Source organism: Streptomyces sp. NPDC002176, assembly GCF_044903645.1.
Classification (GTDB): domain Bacteria; phylum Actinomycetota; class Actinomycetes; order Streptomycetales; family Streptomycetaceae; genus Streptomyces.
Genome location: NZ_JBJDQW010000002.1, coordinates 1,043,432 through 1,059,774, shown reverse-complemented (window position 1 = coordinate 1,059,774; position 16,343 = coordinate 1,043,432). Strand labels below are relative to the sequence as shown.

At 71.6% G+C, this 16,343-nt stretch carries 17 protein-coding genes; 9 read left to right on the top strand and 8 right to left on the bottom strand.

All coding sequences use genetic code 11. The features are described 5' to 3' along the window. Window positions 1–43: 43 nt before the first annotated feature. From ACI2LY_RS13175 to ACI2LY_RS13165, 3 genes are all read right to left on the bottom strand, one after another. Complete coding sequence (locus tag ACI2LY_RS13175) at window positions 44–493, bottom strand: DUF6924 domain-containing protein (RefSeq protein ID WP_404707197.1); 450 nt, start codon at window positions 491–493, stop codon at window positions 44–46. Next, on the bottom strand, window positions 486–1,442 hold the full coding sequence (rarD, locus tag ACI2LY_RS13170) for an EamA family transporter RarD (protein ID WP_404707196.1): 957 nt from the start codon (window positions 1,440–1,442) through the stop codon (window positions 486–488). Before rarD ends, ACI2LY_RS13175 begins: the two co-directional genes overlap by 8 nt. Window positions 1,443–1,583: 141 nt before the next feature. Further along, entirely contained in the window at window positions 1,584–2,441 is an 858-nt protein-coding gene (locus ACI2LY_RS13165) for an SDR family oxidoreductase (RefSeq protein WP_404707195.1), read from the bottom strand. Window positions 2,442–2,536: 95 nt separating this feature from the next. Between ACI2LY_RS13165 and ACI2LY_RS13160 the strand changes: the two genes are divergently transcribed. Next, window positions 2,537–2,935, top strand: coding sequence for a winged helix-turn-helix transcriptional regulator (locus ACI2LY_RS13160; RefSeq protein ID WP_404707194.1), 399 nt, complete (start codon window positions 2,537–2,539; stop codon window positions 2,933–2,935). Window positions 2,936–2,949: 14 nt separating this feature from the next. Here the strand turns inward: ACI2LY_RS13160 and ACI2LY_RS13155 are convergent, their stop codons facing one another. The 5 genes from ACI2LY_RS13155 to ACI2LY_RS13135 all read right to left on the bottom strand — a co-directional run bounded on the left by ACI2LY_RS13155 (window position 2,950) and on the right by ACI2LY_RS13135 (window position 9,433). Then, window positions 2,950–4,008, bottom strand: a complete 1,059-nt coding sequence (locus tag ACI2LY_RS13155) for a 2-oxoacid:ferredoxin oxidoreductase subunit beta (RefSeq protein WP_404707193.1) — start codon at window positions 4,006–4,008, stop codon at window positions 2,950–2,952. After that, complete coding sequence (locus ACI2LY_RS13150; RefSeq protein WP_404707192.1) at window positions 4,001–5,929, bottom strand: 2-oxoacid:acceptor oxidoreductase subunit alpha; 1,929 nt, start codon at window positions 5,927–5,929, stop codon at window positions 4,001–4,003. Before ACI2LY_RS13150 ends, ACI2LY_RS13155 begins: the two co-directional genes overlap by 8 nt. 151 nt (window positions 5,930–6,080) lie before the next feature. Then, a complete protein-coding gene (locus tag ACI2LY_RS13145; RefSeq protein WP_279614292.1) occupies window positions 6,081–6,740 on the bottom strand; it encodes a response regulator transcription factor in 660 nt (219 codons plus the stop codon). A 67-nt stretch (window positions 6,741–6,807) separates the two neighbouring features. Then, complete coding sequence (locus ACI2LY_RS13140) at window positions 6,808–8,127, bottom strand: sensor histidine kinase (RefSeq protein ID WP_404707191.1); 1,320 nt, start codon at window positions 8,125–8,127, stop codon at window positions 6,808–6,810. A gap of 106 nt (window positions 8,128–8,233) precedes the next feature. Continuing rightward, the gene (locus tag ACI2LY_RS13135; protein ID WP_404707190.1) at window positions 8,234–9,433 is read right to left on the bottom strand and encodes a sensor histidine kinase; all 1,200 of its coding nucleotides are present in this window, start codon (window positions 9,431–9,433) and stop codon (window positions 8,234–8,236) included. A 232-nt stretch (window positions 9,434–9,665) separates the two neighbouring features. Between ACI2LY_RS13135 and ACI2LY_RS13130 the strand changes: the two genes are divergently transcribed. Genes ACI2LY_RS13130 through ACI2LY_RS13095 form a run of 8 tightly spaced genes read left to right on the top strand, consistent with a single transcriptional unit; the run spans window position 9,666 to window position 16,342 of the window. Further along, window positions 9,666–10,082, top strand: coding sequence for an NADH-quinone oxidoreductase subunit A (locus tag ACI2LY_RS13130; RefSeq protein WP_051720453.1), 417 nt, complete (start codon window positions 9,666–9,668; stop codon window positions 10,080–10,082). Continuing rightward, the gene (locus ACI2LY_RS13125; RefSeq protein WP_404707189.1) at window positions 10,073–10,690 is read left to right on the top strand and encodes an NADH-quinone oxidoreductase subunit B; all 618 of its coding nucleotides are present in this window, start codon (window positions 10,073–10,075) and stop codon (window positions 10,688–10,690) included. Before ACI2LY_RS13130 ends, ACI2LY_RS13125 begins: the two co-directional genes overlap by 10 nt. Next, the gene (locus tag ACI2LY_RS13120; RefSeq protein ID WP_404707188.1) at window positions 10,687–11,844 is read left to right on the top strand and encodes an NADH-quinone oxidoreductase subunit C; all 1,158 of its coding nucleotides are present in this window, start codon (window positions 10,687–10,689) and stop codon (window positions 11,842–11,844) included. The genes ACI2LY_RS13125 and ACI2LY_RS13120 overlap by 4 nt, the downstream gene beginning before the upstream one ends. Beyond that, window positions 11,841–12,809 carry an NADH-quinone oxidoreductase subunit H gene (locus ACI2LY_RS13115; protein ID WP_404707187.1) on the top strand — a complete coding sequence of 323 codons (969 nt, stop codon included), beginning with the start codon at window positions 11,841–11,843 and terminating at the stop codon, window positions 12,807–12,809. Before ACI2LY_RS13120 ends, ACI2LY_RS13115 begins: the two co-directional genes overlap by 4 nt. Next, window positions 12,806–13,378: a NuoI/complex I 23 kDa subunit family protein gene (locus tag ACI2LY_RS13110; RefSeq protein ID WP_404707329.1), complete on the top strand. Its 573-nt coding sequence runs from the start codon at window positions 12,806–12,808 to the stop codon at window positions 13,376–13,378. Before ACI2LY_RS13115 ends, ACI2LY_RS13110 begins: the two co-directional genes overlap by 4 nt. Continuing rightward, a complete protein-coding gene (locus ACI2LY_RS13105; RefSeq protein WP_404707186.1) occupies window positions 13,375–13,971 on the top strand; it encodes an NADH-quinone oxidoreductase subunit J in 597 nt (198 codons plus the stop codon). Before ACI2LY_RS13110 ends, ACI2LY_RS13105 begins: the two co-directional genes overlap by 4 nt. Further along, window positions 13,971–14,351 carry an NADH-quinone oxidoreductase subunit NuoK gene (nuoK, locus tag ACI2LY_RS13100; RefSeq protein ID WP_404707185.1) on the top strand — a complete coding sequence of 127 codons (381 nt, stop codon included), beginning with the start codon at window positions 13,971–13,973 and terminating at the stop codon, window positions 14,349–14,351. Before ACI2LY_RS13105 ends, nuoK begins: the two co-directional genes overlap by 1 nt. Further along, window positions 14,348–16,342, top strand: coding sequence for an NADH-quinone oxidoreductase subunit L (locus ACI2LY_RS13095; RefSeq protein ID WP_404707184.1), 1,995 nt, complete (start codon window positions 14,348–14,350; stop codon window positions 16,340–16,342). Before nuoK ends, ACI2LY_RS13095 begins: the two co-directional genes overlap by 4 nt. Window position 16,343 lies beyond the last annotated feature (1 nt).

The following is a 16,343-nucleotide window of genomic DNA, read 5'->3' as shown; positions in this document are numbered from 1 at the left end:
CCGACCTCACTGAGCCGGTACCCGGCGCGAAGTGGAGCGCGCCTCAGGCCGACCGGTACACCCCCTCAGGGTCCTCCCGTGCCCAGGCCGCGTACTCCTCGAAGCCCAGGTTGCCGATGGTCAGGTTCGCGTGGATGTCGGGGACGCCGGCCGGGGTGGTGCGGAAGTCGCGGCCGGACTCGGTCAGCGCGGCGTAGTCGTCGTCCGCGCAGTCCTGCCGGGTCAGCGTGGTGACCGCGAGGAGGGCTTGGTCGCCGGAGTGCATGGTGGCGTGGTCGGCGAGGAAGACGACGCTCAGGTCTTCGGCGTCACGGGTCGCCGTCAGGACGTCGTCGATGGTCGCCCCCGCCCAGACGGGATCGTCGACGAAGTGGATGTGCGCATCGTGCAGCGTCAACGCCGCTCGCACGCCCCGCCAAGCCTGGTCGTCGCCGTAGTCGGTCCTGATGATCACCGCGTCGAAGTCTCCGCGGGACTCCAAACCGTCAGACATCCACCGCCTCCACCCCGGCCACGGCGGGGTCCGTGCGGCGGGACATCGCCACCACGCGGGCCCGGCGCGCGGAGCGCATCGCGTCCGCGGTGAGGAGGATCAGGGCCAGCCAGACCAGGGCGAAGCCCGCCCAGCGCTCCGGGGGCATGGCCTCGTGGAAGTAGAGGATGCCGAGGAGGAACTGGAAGACGGGGGCCAGGTACTGGAGGAGGCCGAGGGTGGAGAGCGGGACGCGGATCGCGGCGGCGCCGAAGCAGACCAGGGGGAGGGCCGTCACGATGCCGGTGGAGGCCAGGAGGGCGGCGTGGCCGGGGCCCTGCGTGGCGAAGGTGAGGTCGCCGTGGGTGCTCAGGAAGATCAGGTACGCCAGCGCGGGGAAGAACTGGATCGCCGTCTCCGCCGCCAGGGACTCGACGCCGCCCAGGCCGACCTTCTTCTTCACCAGGCCGTACGTCGCGAAGGAGACGGCCAGGCACAGGGAGATCCACGGGGGCTGCCCGTAGCCCACGGTCAGCACGATCACCGCCGCGAAGCCGACACCGACCGCCGCCCACTGCACCGGCCGCAGCCGTTCCTTCAGCAGCAGCACGCCCAGCGCGATGGTCATCAGGGGGTTGATGAAGTAGCCGAGCGACGCCTCCACCACGTGACCTGAGTTCACAGCCCAGATGTAGACGCCCCAGTTCACCGTGATGACGGCGGCGGCCACCGCGATCAGGCCGAGGCGTCGGGGCTGCCGCAGCAGCTCGCCCGCCCACGCCCAGCGCCGCACGAACAGCAGCGCGATGGCGACGAAGACGAGTGACCACACCATCCGGTGGGCCAGGATCTCCATGGCCCCCGCCGGTTTCAGCAGCGGCCAGAAGAGGGGGACGAGCCCCCACATGCCGTACGCGGCAATGCCGTTCAGCAGACCTATTCGGTGTTCACCCTTGGACGTCCCGGCCACGGGCTCCTCCTTCTCGCATTCCGCCACGCGAGAACGAAGGTAACGCCACCCCACCCCGCCTGTCATGCCCGTATCGCCATACGGTCATGACAGAGACGGAGATGGGGCGCGCCCGGACCGGCTCAGCCCAGGCTCAGCCCGTCAGCTGGCCTTCAGGCCCTCCTCCACCGCCACCGCGAGCGGGGTGGTCGGACGGCCGATCAGCCGGGACAGGTCCCCGCCCGGCACGACCAGCTCGCCCCGCGCGAGGGACGCGTCCACGCCGACCAGCATCTCCGCGAGCGCGTCCGGCAGACCGGCGCCCGCCAGGATGCCCTTGAGGGTCTCCCCGGAGACGGGCTGGTAGGTGATCGTGCGCCCGGTCCGCGCGCTCAGCTCGGCCGCGTACTCGTCGAAGCCCCACGCCACGTCGCCGCCCAGCTCGTACGTGGTGTTCTCGTGGCCCTCGCCGGTCAGCACGGCGACCGCCGCGGCGGCGTAGTCGGCGCGGGCGGCCGAGGAGACGCGGCCCTCGCCCGCCGCCGTGACCACCGCGTCGTGGGCGAGCACGGGGGCCAGGTTCTCGGTGTAGTTCTCGTGGTACCAGCCGTTGCGCAGCAGCGAGTACGGCAGCCCGGAGGCGAGCACCGCCTGCTCGGTGGCCCGGTGGTCGTCGGCCAGCGTCGCGGTCAGGGTGCCCGGCGCGCTGGTGTACGCGAGCAGCGCCACCCCCGCCGCCTTCGCCGCGTCGATGACGACCTGGTGCTGGGCGACCCGGCCCTTGTCGAACTCGTTGCCCGAGATCAGCAGCACCTTGTCCCCGGCAGAGAAGAGGCCGTCGAAGGTCTCGGGGGCGTTGTAGTCGGCGACGGCCAGCCGCACACCGCGCGCGGCGAACTCGGCGCCCTTCGCCTCGTCCCGTACGACGGCGGTGATCTGCTCGGCGGGCACCCGCTCCAGCAGCTGGGCGATGACGTGGCGGCCGAGGTGTCCGGTGGCTCCGGTGACGACGATGCTCATGGGGTTTCTCCTCAGGGGGAACGACGGGGTATGCCACTAACCCTAGGAGAGGCGCTAACCAAACGACAGTACCCACTTTCAAGTAAGGTACTGCTATGACAGTAAGCAACGAGGTCAGCGACGCCCTGTGCCCGCAGAGACTGGTGCTGGAGCATGTGACGAGCCGCTGGGGCACGCTCGTCCTCATCGAGCTGCTGGACCGCTCCTACCGGTTCGGGGAGCTGCGGCGGGCGGTCGGCCGCTGGGGCGGGCGCGAGGTCAGCGAGAAGATGCTCACCCAGACCCTGCAGACCCTGGAGCGCGACGGCCTGGTGCACCGGGACGCCAAGCCGGTGATCCCGCCCCGCGTCGACTACTCCCTCACCGACCTCGGCCGCGAGGCAGCCGAGCAGGTCAGGGCGCTGGCCGTCTGGACCGAGGACCGCCTGGAGCAGGTGGAGAAGGCCCGCCGGGCATACGACGAGGCCCAGGAGGCGCGCTCCCGGGCCGCGTAGCACGACAGCAGACCTCAGCCCACGACCGTCCAGGTGTCCCCGCCCGCCAGCAGCGTGGCCAGATCCCCCTTGCCCTGCTGCTCGACCGCGGTGTCCAGCTGCTCGGACATCAGGCTGTCGTAGACCGGCCGGTCCACCGCGCGGAACACCCCGATCGGGGTGTGGTGCAGGGTGTCCGGGTCGGCCAGCCGGGACAGCGCGAACGCCGTGGTCGGGGAGGCCGCGTGCGCGTCGTGGACCAGCAGGTCGGCCTCGTTGTCCGGGGTCACGGTGACCACCGTCAGCTCCCCGGTCCGGTCCCGGACGACCCCGCGCGAGCCGTCGGCGCCGAACCGCACCGGCTGCCCGTGCTCCAGCCGGATCAGCGCCTCCTCGGCTCGCTGCTGGTCCTTGAGGGCGTCGAAGGCACCGTCGTTGAAGATGTTGCAGTTCTGGTAGATCTCGATCAGCGCGGTGCCCGGATGGTCGGCGGCCGCCCGCAGCACCTCGGTCAGATGCTTGCGGTCGGAGTCGATGGTCCGGGCGACGAACGACGCCTCCGCGCCCAGCGCCAGCGACACCGGGTTGAACGGCGCGTCCAGCGACCCCATCGGCGTCGACTTGGTGATCTTGCCGAGTTCGGAGGTCGGGGAGTACTGGCCCTTGGTGAGCCCGTAGATCCGGTTGTTGAACAGCAGGATCTTCAGGTTCACATTGCGGCGCAGCGCGTGGATGAGGTGGTTGCCGCCGATGGACAGGGCGTCCCCGTCACCGGTGACCACCCACACCGACAGGTCCCGCCGCGAGGACGCGAGCCCGGTGGCGATGGCCGGGGCGCGGCCGTGGATGGAGTGCATCCCGTAGGTGTTCATGTAGTACGGGAAGCGGGACGAGCAGCCGATGCCCGAGACGAAGACGATGTTCTCCCGCGCCAGCCCCAGCTCCGGCATGAACCCCTGCACGGCCGCGAGGATCGCGTAGTCCCCGCAGCCGGGGCACCAGCGGACCTCCTGGTCGGACTTGAAGTCCTTCATCGACTGCTTGCCCTCGGCCTTGGGCACCAGCTGGAGCAGCTCGCGTGCGGAGTCAGTCATCGATGGCCTCCTTGAGCGCGGTGGCGAGCTGTTCCGCCTTGAACGGCATGCCGTTGACCTGGTTGAACGAGCGGGCGTCGACCAGGTACTTCGCCCGGACCAGGGTGGCGAGCTGCCCGAGGTTCATCTCCGGGACCACCACCTTGTCGTACCCCTTCAGCACCTCGCCGAGGTTGGCCGGGAAGGGGTTGAGGTGCCGCAGATGCGCCTGCGCGATGGACTCGCCCGCCGTGCGCAGCCGCCGTACCGCCGCCGTGATCGGGCCGTACGTCGAACCCCAGCCGAGCACCAGCGTCCGCGCGCCGTCCGGGTCGTCGACCTCGATGTCGGGGACGTCGATGCCGTCGATCTTGGCCTGGCGGGTGCGGACCATCAGGTCGTGGTTGGCCGGGTCGTAGGAGATGTTGCCCGTGCCGTCCTGCTTCTCGATCCCGCCGATGCGGTGCTCGAGCCCCGGTGTGCCGGGTACGGCCCAGGGGCGGGCCAGCGTGTGCGGGTCGCGCTTGTACGGCCAGAAGACCTCGGTGCCGTCCTCCAGCGTGTGGTTCGGGCCCTGCGCGAACTGGACCTGGAGATCAGGGAGTTCGTCGAGGTCCGGGACGCGCCAGGGCTCGGAGCCGTTGGCCAGGTAGCCGTCGGAGAGCAGGAACACCGGGGTGCGGTAGGTCACCGCGATCCGGGCCGCCTCCAGCGCCGCGTCGAAGCAGTCGGCCGGGGTGCGCGGGGCCACCACCGGGACCGGCGCCTCGCCGTTGCGCCCGTACATCGCCTGGAGCAGGTCGGCCTGCTCGGTCTTGGTCGGCAGCCCTGTCGACGGCCCGCCGCGCTGGATGTCGATCACCAGCAGCGGCAGCTCCAGCGACACCGCCAGCCCGATCGTCTCGCTCTTCAGCGCCACACCGGGGCCGGAGGTCGTCGTCACCGCGAGCGAACCGCCGAACGCCGCGCCCAGCGCCGCGCCGATCCCCGCGATCTCGTCCTCCGCCTGGAAGGTCCGCACACCGAAGTTCTTGTGCTTCGACAGCTCGTGCAGGATGTCCGAGGCCGGGGTGATCGGGTACGAGCCCAGGAACAGCGGCAGATCCGCCTGCTTCGACGCGGCGATCAGCCCGTAGGCCAGGGCCAGGTTCCCCGAGATGTTGCGGTAGACGCCCGGCGGGAAGGCCCGCGCGGCCGGGGCCACCTCGTAGGAGACGGCGAAGTCCTCCGTCGTCTCGCCGAAGTTCCAGCCCGCCCGGAACGCGGCCACGTTGGCCGCCGCGATGTCCGGCTTCTTGGCGAACTTGGTGGTCAGGAACTTCTCGGTGGCCTCGGTGGGCCGGTGGTACATCCAGCTCAGCAGGCCCAGCGCGAACATGTTCTTGCTGCGCTCGGCCTCCTTGCGGGAGAGGGCGAACTCCTTCAGCGCCTCCACCGTGAGCGTGGTCAGCGGCACCGGGTGCAGGTGATAGCCGTCGAGCGAGCCGTCGTCCAGCGGGGAGTCGGCGTACCCCACCTTGGCCAGCGCGCGCTTGGTGAACTCGTCGGTGTTGACGATGATCTCGGCGCCGCGCGGCAGATCGCCGACGTTGGCCTTCAGCGCGGCCGGATTCATGGCGACCAGCACGTTCGGCGCGTCGCCCGGGGTCAGGATGTCGTGGTCGGCGAAGTGGAGCTGGAAGGAGGAGACGCCGGGCAGGGTGCCGGCGGGGGCGCGGATCTCGGCGGGGAAGTTGGGAAGGGTGGAGAGGTCGTTGCCGAAGGACGCGGTCTCCGAGGTGAACCGGTCCCCGGTGAGCTGCATACCGTCACCGGAGTCCCCCGCGAACCGGATGATCACCCGGTCGAGACGCCGCACGTCCTTCGCTCCGCCCGGTCTGCGCCGCGCTGCCACGACGTTCTCGTCGGCCTGCTCCGCTGGGCTGCTGACCTGACTGGTCACTGAACTGGACCTCCTTCGAGGCGGCCGTCCGGGGGCGGTCTTCCCCCGGACCAATCCCAGGATCAACCCTACGTCGCTTAGGGTCGGCTTCCGAGGATCGCTGCGTATCTCCCGTTATATGGACTTGCTACGCCGCCCAGTCTCGGTGCCGTCACGAGTTCAGATAGGTCAGCACGGCCAGAACACGCCGATGGTCTCCGTCGCTCGGGGTCAGACCCAGCTTCATGAAGATGTTGCTGACGTGCTTCTCCACCGCCCCGTCGCTCACCACGAGCTGCCGGGCCACGGCCGAGTTGGTCCGCCCCTCCGCCATCAGCCCCAGCACCTCACGCTCGCGCGGGGTCAGCGCCGCCAGCACGTCCTGCTTGCGGCTGCGGCCCAGCAGCTGCGCCACCACCTCCGGGTCCAGCGCCGTACCGCCCGAGGCGACCCGCTCCACCGCGGCGACGAACTCGCGCACGTCCGCGACCCGGTCCTTCAGCAGATAGCCGACGCCCCGGCTGGAACCGGCCAGCAGTTCGGTGGCGTACCGCTCCTCCACGTACTGCGACAGCACCAGCACCCCGAGCTCCGGGTGGCGGCCGCGCAGCTCCACGGCGGCCCGTACCCCTTCGTCGGTGTGCGTCGGCGGCATCCGCACGTCCGCCACCACCACGTCCGGCAGCTCGTCCCGCCCGGCCAGCTCCGCGATGGTCGCGAGCAGCGCCTCCGCGTCCGCGACCCCGGCCACCACCTCATGGCCGAGGTCGGTCAGCAGCCGGGTCAGCCCCTCTCTGAGCAGCACCGAGTCCTCGGCGATGACCACACGCACCTTGTTCTCCACGATTCCCCGAGCCCCCACACGCCTGCCGACAAGGAGGCCCAGCATTCCAGCTTCGTCAGGCGCGCCAGGGCAGTTCCGCGGTCACGGTGGTCGGTCCGCCGGGCGGCGAGTCCACCACCAGGACCCCGTCGACCGCGCCGAGCCGCTCGGCCAGCCCCGCGAGGCCGGTGCCGCGACCGGAGTCCGCTCCGCCTACGCCGTCGTCCTTGACCTGGAGCGTGAGGTGGTGGGGGGTGTGTCGGAGGTCGAGGGTGGCGTGGGTGGCGTGGCTGTGTTTGCTGATGTTCTGGAGGAGTTCGCTGGCGGTGTAGTAGGTGATGTTTTCGATGGCGGGTGTGGGTCGGGTGGGGAGGTCGACGGTGAGGGTGACGGGGACGGTGCAGCGGGTGGCGATGTGGGAGAGGGCTGCGTCCAAGCCTCGGTCGGTGAGGATGGCGGGGTGGATGCCGCGGGCGAGGTCGCGGAGTTCTTTGAGGGCGGTTTTGGCTTCGCCGTGGGCTTCTTCGACCATGCGGGCGGCGGTTTCGGGGTCGTGGTGGAGTTTTTCCTTGGCGAGTCCGAGTCCCATGGCGAGGTTGACCAGCCGGGCTTGTGCCCCGTCGTGGAGGTCGCGTTCGATCCGGCGGAGATCGGCGGCGGCGGTGTCGACCACCACACCCCGGTCCGACTCCAGCTCCTCCACGCGTGCCGTCAGCCGGGAGGGACCGAGCAGCCCGCGCACCAGCAGCCCGTCCACCGTGGTCAGGCCCCGCAGCAGCCACGGGGTGAGCAGCGTGAACACCAGCCCGATCAGCGCGGTGACGGTGATCTCGAAGGGGTTGTCCAGGTAGACGCTGTGGTGGTCGTCCCCGTAGAGCTGGATGCCGCCCTGCCCGGCCCACATCGGGAACACCCAGAACCACAGCGGGTACGTCAGCAGCGCCCAGCCGTACGTCCAGAAGCTGATCGCCACCGAGAACGAGAACACCGCCCACGGGAAGTGGACCAGCGCGTACACCAGGTGCCGCCAGGACGAGCCGCTCTTGAGCACCGCGCCGAGCCAGGGCAGCAGCCCCGGTCCGCTGGGCTTCAGGGGCTCCGGCGCGCCCACCCGCACCTTCAGCAGCGCCCCGGCCCGCGCCCGCTCCAGCGCCCCGAAGCCCCGGCAGCCGACCAGGCCCAGCGCGAGGACCGGCACCCCGACGAAGGTCACCAGCAGCCCGGCGCCGAGCGAGATCACCGTGACCGTCCAGACGAACAGGGCGATGGCCACCGGCAGCCCGGTCAGCGCGTATCCCAGCGCCCGCCAGGTCCGCGCCTCCAGCGGCGCCCGCAGCGCGGCGGGGAGGCGGTGGTGGCCCCGCTCTTCCCGGTACGGCGTGTAGTGCGTGGCCATCGGTGTCCTTCCCCGTTCTCCTCGTGTGGGCTTGCCTGCTCAGACTGCTGCTCGGGACCGGGTGCGGGCCATGGCGTGTGTCCCCGTGTGGAACAGGGGGTTTTCCCTACCGCCCGGCGCGGTGCTCGTCCTCGCGGTCCCGCCAGGGCAGCTCGGCGGTGATCACGGTCGGCCCGCCGGGCGGGGAGTCCACGACGAACACCCCGTCGACGGCGCGGAGGCGTTCGGTGAGTCCGGCGAGTCCTGATCCGTGGGCGGGGTTGGCTCCGCCGATTCCGTCGTCGCGGATTTGGAGGGTGAGGTGGTGGGGGGTGTGTCGGAGGTCGAGGGTGGCGTGGGTGGCGTGGCTGTGTTTGCTGATGTTCTGGAGGAGTTCGCTGGCGGTGTAGTAGGTGATGTTTTCGATGGCGGGTGTGGGTCGGGTGGGGAGGTCGACGGTGAGGGTGACGGGGACGGTGCAGCGGGTGGCGATGTGGGAGAGGGCTGCGTCCAAGCCTCGGTCGGTGAGGATGGCGGGGTGGATGCCGCGGGCGAGGTCGCGGAGTTCTTTGAGGGCGGTTTTGGCTTCGCCGTGGGCTTCTTCGACCATGCGGGCGGCGGTTTCGGGGTCGTGGTGGAGTTTTTCCTTGGCGAGTCCGAGTCCCATGGCGAGGTTGACCAGCCGGGCTTGCGCCCCGTCGTGGAGGTCGCGCTCGATCCGGCGGAGATCGGCGGCGGCGGTGTCGACCACGACACCCCGGTCCGACTCCAGCTCCGCTATCCGGCGCTCCAGCTCGTCCGACGGCGCCAGCAGCGCGCGGGCCAGCGCCCGGTCCATGTTCGCCAGACCCCGCGCCAGGTAGCCCAGTACCGGCCACAGCACGAAGAACGAGACCAGCACGGTGGTGAAGGTCAGCACGCCCCAGGGCAGCCGGATCAGGCCGTAGAGCATCGACCGCCAGCCCACCGGGTCCCTGAGCGCCAGCCACAGCCGCCGCACCACCCCGCCGCTCCGGGCGAACGGCAGCGGCGACGGCTCCGGCACCCGCAGCCCGAGCAGCGCCCGGACCCGCGCCCGCTCCAGCCTGCCCAGCAGCCGGGCGCCCAGCAGGGAGCCCGCCAGCAGCGGCAGCCCGAGTACCGTGACGGTGAGGCCCCCGCTCACGGACAGCGCGGTGACCGCGTAGACGAAGCCCACCACCGCCAGCGGCAGGTTCAGCAGGAGATGCGCGATCTCCTTCCAGGTGTGCGCGTCGAAGGCGAGCCGGGCGGGCGGCGGACGGCCGGTGTCACCGGCCGGTCCGGCGGCGGGAGCGGGAGCGGTCATGGCGGTCAGACTGCCGTGCCCGGCGGCCCGTACGCCATGCGGTGGACCGCCTTCCGGCCCCTGGGGAAAACCCCACCCCCGGCCCGCTCCCGGCCTCGCTGGGCGTCACGGCCTGCTTACCGGCGCTTTATCAGGGCCTAGACTCCCGTGCGTACGCAAACCTCCGGCCGCACCCGTCACACGGTGCGCGGAGGCCACGGAGGACACCCGGTCAGGGAGCGAGGGACGGACGGTGCGGGAGACGTTGGGGGTGACGACGGTCGCCGCGGGCGGCACCGCGTCGGACTACTTCGGGTCCTACTCGGTCGTGGGCCTGCTCGCCGTAGTCGGCGTGCTCTTCGTCGCGGCCGCCTTCGGCGCCGGACGCCTGCTGCGGCCCGTGGTGCCCACCCCCGAGAAGCTCATGACCTACGAGTGCGGCGTCGACCCCGTCGGGGAGGGCTGGGCCCACACCCAGGTCCGGTACTACGTCTACGCCTTCCTGTACGTCATCTTCGCCGTCGACTCGATCTTCCTGTTCCCCTGGGCGACGGTCTTCGCCGCCCCCGGCTACGGCGCGGCCACCCTGGTGGAGATGTTCATCTTCCTGGGCTTCCTCGCCGTCGGCCTGCTGTACGCCTACAAGAAGGGCGTCCTGACATGGACGTGAACCCGGCCGCCCCCGAGCCGGTGCTGCTGCCCGAGCCGAAGCGTCTGGGCGCGCTCGCCCGGCTCGCCCCCGAGCCGATGAAGGTCGTCCTCAACTGGGGCCGCCGCTACTCGCTCTGGGTCTTCAACTTCGGCCTCGCCTGCTGCGCGATCGAGTTCATCGCCGCGTCGATGGCCCGCCACGACTTCATCCGGCTCGGCGTCATCCCCTTCGCGCCGGGCCCCCGCCAGGCCGACCTGATGGTCGTCTCCGGCACGGTCACCGACAAGATGGCGCCCGCCGTGAAGCGGCTGTACGAGCAGATGCCCGAGCCGAAGTACGTCATCTCCTTCGGCGCCTGCTCCAACTGCGGCGGACCGTACTGGGACTCCTACTCCGTCACCAAGGGCGTCGACCAGATCATCCCGGTCGACGTGTACGTGCCGGGCTGCCCGCCCCGCCCCGAGGCACTGCTCCAGGGCATCCTCAAGCTCCAGGAGAAGATCGCCCGCGAGTCCCTGGCGGAGCGGTACGGCAAGGGGGGCGCCGCCCGCCCGTCCGCCGCCGCGCTCCAGAGCGACCTGGTGCGTCCGCCCGCCACTCCTTCTGCGGAGGGGGACGCGCGATGACCGCGCCCGGCTGGCTGCCCGCCCCCGTGGACGAACTCTTCGGCCCCGACGCCACCGCCGAGGAGTCGTACGACGTCCTCACCGTCGACGTGCCTCCCGCCGCGTGGCTCACCGCGCTGGAAACGGCCCGTACGACGCTGACCTGCACCTACTTCGACTGGCTGAGCGCGGTCGACGAACCCGGCACCGGGTTCCGGGTCTCCGCCCACGTCGTCGCCCTGCACCCGGTCCGCCGCCTGCTGGTCCGTACGACCGTCCCGCACGAGGCGCCGGTGCTGGCCAGCGCGGTCGGCGTGTACGCGGGCGCCGCCTGGCACGAGCGGGAGACCCACGAGATGTTCGGCGTCGACTTCACCGGCCACCCCGCCCTGGACCACCTGCTCCTCCCGGAGAACTTCGAGGGTCACCCCCTCCGCAAGGACTTCGTCCTCGCCGCCCGCGTCGCCAAGGCGTGGCCGGGCGCGAAGGAGCCGGGGGAGTCGGAACACGGCGGGCCGAAGCGCCGCCAGATGCTGCCGCCGGGGGTGCCCGATCCGAACGAGTGGGGCCCGCTGAAGGGTCAGTTGCCGCCCGCGCCTTCGCGTCCCGCGCGGGGGGCGGCGGGGGAGCGCCCGGCTCGACGGGCTGGCGCCGCGGGCGAGCCGGGAGGCGAGGCGGTTCGGCCGCGCCGGGCTCGGAGTGCGGGGGAGGGGTCGGCCAGTCAGGCGGCTCCGGAGCCGGAGGGGGCTGCTGCGCCGCGCCGGATGCGGAGTGCGAGTCAGGGGTCGGCGAGTCAAGGTGCTCCGGAGTCGGGTGCGGCTGCTGGGCCTCGGCGGATGCGGAGTGCGAGTCAGGGGTCGGCCACCCAGGGGGCTCCGGAGAATGCGGAAGCCCCTGCCGAGACGCCGACCGAGGTACCCAGGGGGCCACGCAGGTCGCGCAGCGCCTCGCAGGGATCGGCCTCGCAGCGGACCGAGACTCCGGCTGAGCCGACGGAACCCGGCAAGACTCCGGCGCCCGAGGACCGTAAGGACACCGGCCCGCGCAGCGCGGACGCGCCCTGGCATCACGCCCGTCCGGCCTTCGAGGAGGCCGACGAGCCCCCGAAGACACCCCCCGCTCCCGAGCCGGACACCACCGACACCCCCGACGACACCACAGGAGGCGCGCAGTGAACGACGTGCTGGACGTCGCCCTGCGGCTCCTCGTCGTCTTCGTCGTCTTCTTGACGCTCCCCCTGGTCATCGGCCAGACCGAGCACAAGGTGATGGCCCATATGCAGGGCCGCCTCGGCCCGATGTACGCGGGCGGCTTCCACGGCTGGGCGCAACTCGTCGCGGACGGCGTGAAGTTCGCGCAGAAGGAGGACGTGGTCCCGGCGGGCGCCGACCGACGCGTCTTCCAACTCGCGCCAGCGGTCGCCCTGTTGCCCTACCTCCTCGTACTACTAGCCATCCCGATCGGCCCCAGCGCGGGTGCCGTCGGCCAAGTGCTGGACGCGGGCATCTTCTTCGTGCTCGCGGTGATGGGCATCGGCGTCCTCGGCTCGCTGATGGCGGGCTGGGCGAGCGCCAACAAGTTCTCCCTGCTCGGCGGCCTGCGCACCGCCGCCCAGTTGCTCGCGTACGAACTCCCGATGCTGCTCGCCGCCGCCTCCGTGGCAATGGCGGCGGGAACGGTCTCGCTGCCCGGCATCGTCACCGCCTTCCACTGGTGGTGGCTGCCCTGGCAGCTCACCGGCGCGGTGGTGTTCTTCGTGGCCGGACTCGCCGAGCTGCAACGGCCGCCGTTCGACATGCCGGTGGCCGACTCGGAGATCATCTTCGGCGCGTACACCGAGTACACCGGCCTGCGCTTCGCCCTGTTCCTGCTCGCGGAGTACGCGGGCATCGTCGTCCTGTGCGGTCTGACCACCGTGCTCTTCCTCGGCGGCTGGCACGGCCCCTGGGGCGCCGACGGGCTCGGCTGGGTGTGGACCCTGGTGAAGACCGCGCTCCTCGCCTTTCTGGTGATCTGGCTCCGGGTCACCTACCCCCGGCTGCGCGAGGACCAGCTGCAGAAGCTGTCCTGGACCGTCCTCGTCCCGCTCGCCCTCGCCCAGATCGCCCTCACCGGCGTCGTCAAGGTGGTGACCGCCTGATGTCCGTCCCCTTCTCCGGCCTGGCCAAGGGCCTCGCCGTCACCCTGCGCACGATGACGAAGAAGACGGTCACCGAGCAGTACCCCGACGTCCAGCCCGACCTCCCGCCCCGCACCCGAGGCGTGATCGGCCTGTTCGAGGAGAACTGCACGGTCTGCATGCTCTGCGCCCGTGAGTGCCCCGACTGGTGCATCTACATCGACTCCCACAAGGAGACCGTCCCGGCCGCCACCCCCGGCGGCCGCGAGCGCAGCCGGAACGTCCTCGACCGGTTCGCCATCGACTTCTCCCTCTGCATGTACTGCGGCATCTGCATCGAGGTCTGCCCCTTCGACGCGCTGTTCTGGTCCCCGGAGTTCGAGTACGCCGAGACCGACATCCGTGAACTGACCCACGAGCGCGACAAGCTCCGCGAGTGGATGTGGACCGTCCCGGCCCCGCCCGCGCTCGACCCGCACGCGGAGGAGCCGAAGGAGATCGCCGCCGCCCGCAAGAGCGCCGACAAACTGGCCGCCGCCCAGGCCGCCGAACAAGCCGAACAGACCCCGGACCAGGAGGGAGAACAGTGAGCCTCGCCGCCACCGCCCCGCACGGCTTCCTCTCCCCGACCGGCGTCGAGATCGCGTTCCTCCTCGTCGGCCTGGTCACCCTCGGCGCCGCACTGATCACCGTCACCACCCGCCAGCTGGTGCACGCCGCCCTCTGGCTGGTCGTCACCCTCGGCGGGCTGGCCGTCGAGTACCTCCTGCTCACCGCCGAGTTCATCGCCTGGGTGCAGGTCCTCATCTACGTGGGTTCCGTCGTCGTCCTCCTCCTCTTCGGGCTGATGCTCACCAGGGCCCCCATCGGCCGCTCCCCGGACGCCGATTCGGGCAACCGGCTGCCCGCCCTCGTCGTCGCCGTGGGCGCGGCGGGCGCCCTGGTCTGGGTGGTGACGGACGCGTTCCGCGTCACCTGGATCGACCTGGACGGCCCGGCCGCCGGGACCACCCGCGTCACCGGCGAGAGCCTCTTCCGGCACTGGGTACTGCCCTTCGAGGCGCTGTCCGTCCTGCTCCTCGCCGCCCTGGTCGGCGCGATCGTGCTGTCCCGCAAGGTCAAGGCGGACCAGGCGGCGCAGGCCCTGACCCAGACCCCCGGCGACAAGGAAGGCGCCCGCTGATGCACCTCGCCTACCCCGCCGTACTCGCCGCCCTCCTCTTCTGCACCGGCCTCTACGGCGTCCTCGCCCGCCGCAACGCGATCCTGGTCCTGATGTCGGTCGAGCTGATGCTCAACGCCGTTAACCTCAACCTCGTCGCCTTCGACGTCTGGCTCAGCCGGGCCGCCAAGGACACCCTGCACTCCGGCCAGGCGCTGACCCTGTTCACCATCGCCATCGCCGCCGCCGAGATCGGCATCGGCCTGGCGATCGTCCTCGCCGTCTACCGCGACCGGGGCACCGCCGACATCGACAAGCTCCGCGGCACCGCCGAGACCCGCGGCGACGACTCCGACCACCCCGACGCCTCCGGGGCCGAGAAGGCTGAGGCCACCGCGTGACCACGACCACCCTCGCCGCACTCGTCCCCGCCCTGCCCTTCCTCGGCGCCGTCGCCGGACTCCTGCTGGGCCGCACCGCGCCCGGCTTCGTCCGCCCGCTCGCCGTACTCCCGCCGCTGGCCTCGCTCGTGCTGGCCGCGCTGGTCGCGGCCCGCCAGGGCGGCGGCCGGGCCGTCGACGCGTACACCCTGCTGACGCCCACCGGCTCGGTCCCGGTCGACCTGGCGCTGCACATCGACGGCTTCGCCGCGCTCGTCGCGATCCTGGTGGCCTTCGTGGCGACCTGCGTGCAGATGTACTCCACCGGCTATCTGCGCGACGACCCCCGCTACCCCTCCTACGCGGCCCTCGTCTCCCTCTTCACCTCCGCGATGCTCCTCGTCGTCTACTCCGGCGACCTGATCGTGCTGCTGGTCGGCTGGGAAGTCATGGGCATCTGCTCCTACTTCCTCGTCGGCCACTACTGGGGCACCCCTGAGGCCCGCGCCGCCTCCCTGAAGGCGTTCCTGGTCACCAAGCTCGGTGACGTGCCGTTCCTGATCGGCCTGTTCGCGCTCGGTACGGATGCCGGGTCCTTCCGCATCACCCGCGTCCTCGGTGCCGTGGCGAGCGGCGGACTGGATCACCCCACCCTGATCGCGCTGCTGCTCCTCGCGGGCGTGGCGGGCAAGTCGGCGCAGTTCCCGCTGCACACCTGGCTCCCCGACGCGATGGCGGGCCCCACGCCCGTCTCCGCGCTGATCCACGCGGCCACGATGGTCGCCGCCGGTGTCTACTTCACCGCCCGTCTCCTCCCCGTGTTCGAGGCGTCCGCCGCCGCGATGACGGTCCTCGCCGTGATGGCCGCCGTCACCATGCTCGGCTCCGGCCTCGCCGCGCTCGCCCAGGACGACATCAAGCGCGTCCTCGCCTACTCGACGATCGGCCAGCTCGGCTACATGACCGGCGCCCTCGCCGTCGGCGACCGCGGTGCCGCCGTCTTCCACCTCCTCTCCCACGGCGCCTTCAAGGCGCTGCTGTTCCTCGCCGCCGGAGCGGTCATCCACGCCGCCGGAACCAACTCGCTGGCCGCCATGTCCCGGATGAGCCACCTGCGCGACCGCGTCCCGGACGCCTTCTGGACGATGACCGTGGCCCTGCTCGCGCTGGCCGCGATCCCGCCGTTCAGCGGGTTCTTCTCCAAGGAGTCCGTCCTCGGCGCCGCCGAACGCCTCGCCACCGGCCACCCCGGCCCGGCACCGGGCGCCGCGGGCTGGATCGTGCTCGTCGCCGCGCTCGCCACGGCCCTGCTCACCGCCGCCTACGCCACCCGCCTCTGGCTGCTGGCCTTCCGGGGCCGAGGTGCCGAGGCCCCCGACCACGGCCGCCAGCCGCTGACCATGACCGTGGTGCTCTGGGTACTGGCCGTGCCCTCGCTGGCCTTCGGCGCGCTCGCCTACCGGGCGCTGCCCGGCTGGTTCGACGGCGCGAGCCTCGCGCCCACCCTGCTCACCTCCATCCTCGGTACCGGCCTCGCCGTGGTCGGCGGGCTGCTGGCCTACGGCGCCTGGCAGCGCGCCGCCGCCCAGGCGCCCCGCGTCCCGCTGGGCGCCGTCGCCGCCCATCCGGAAGGCGACGCGGGCCTGGTCGAGGCCGAAGCCATCGCCACCCACGAACCGGCGTACGGAGACATCGCGAAGGCCCCCGACCCGGCCGACCCCGGCCGCCTGCTGCTCGGCCCGCTGTACGGGCCCGCCGCGGCGGGCTTCCACCTCGACGCCGTGTACTCGGCGCTGTTCGTCCGCCCCGTCCTGGGCGCGGCGAGCCTGGTCCGCTTCCTGGACCGCGAGGTCGTCGACACCTACGTACGCGGCGCCGCCGCCCTGCCCCGGCTGCTCGGCGCGGCCGTACGGCGGGCGCAGACCGGCAACGTGCAGACCTATGTGAGCGCGCTGCTCGCCGGCACCGTCGTCCTGACGGTCGCCGTCCTCCTCGTCGCCTCGGGAGCGTGAG

What these genes read in the sequence shown, in the direction of transcription:
- ACI2LY_RS13175 (WP_404707197.1), bottom strand. Translation starts at nt 493, where the DNA reads ATGTCTGACGGTTTGGAGTCCCGCGGAGACTTCGACGCGGTGATCATC.
- ACI2LY_RS13165 (WP_404707195.1), bottom strand. Translation starts at nt 2,441, where the DNA reads ATGAGCATCGTCGTCACCGGAGCCACCGGACACCTCGGCCGCCACGTC.
- ACI2LY_RS13160 (WP_404707194.1), top strand. Translation starts at nt 2,537, where the DNA reads ATGACAGTAAGCAACGAGGTCAGCGACGCCCTGTGCCCGCAGAGACTG.
- ACI2LY_RS13155 (WP_404707193.1), bottom strand. Translation starts at nt 4,008, where the DNA reads ATGACTGACTCCGCACGCGAGCTGCTCCAGCTGGTGCCCAAGGCCGAG.
- ACI2LY_RS13140 (WP_404707191.1), bottom strand. Translation starts at nt 8,127, where the DNA reads ATGGCCACGCACTACACGCCGTACCGGGAAGAGCGGGGCCACCACCGC.
- ACI2LY_RS13135 (WP_404707190.1), bottom strand. Translation starts at nt 9,433, where the DNA reads ATGACCGCTCCCGCTCCCGCCGCCGGACCGGCCGGTGACACCGGCCGT.
- ACI2LY_RS13125 (WP_404707189.1), top strand. Translation starts at nt 10,073, where the DNA reads ATGGACGTGAACCCGGCCGCCCCCGAGCCGGTGCTGCTGCCCGAGCCG.
- ACI2LY_RS13120 (WP_404707188.1), top strand. Translation starts at nt 10,687, where the DNA reads ATGACCGCGCCCGGCTGGCTGCCCGCCCCCGTGGACGAACTCTTCGGC.
- nuoK (WP_404707185.1), top strand. Translation starts at nt 13,971, where the DNA reads ATGCACCTCGCCTACCCCGCCGTACTCGCCGCCCTCCTCTTCTGCACC.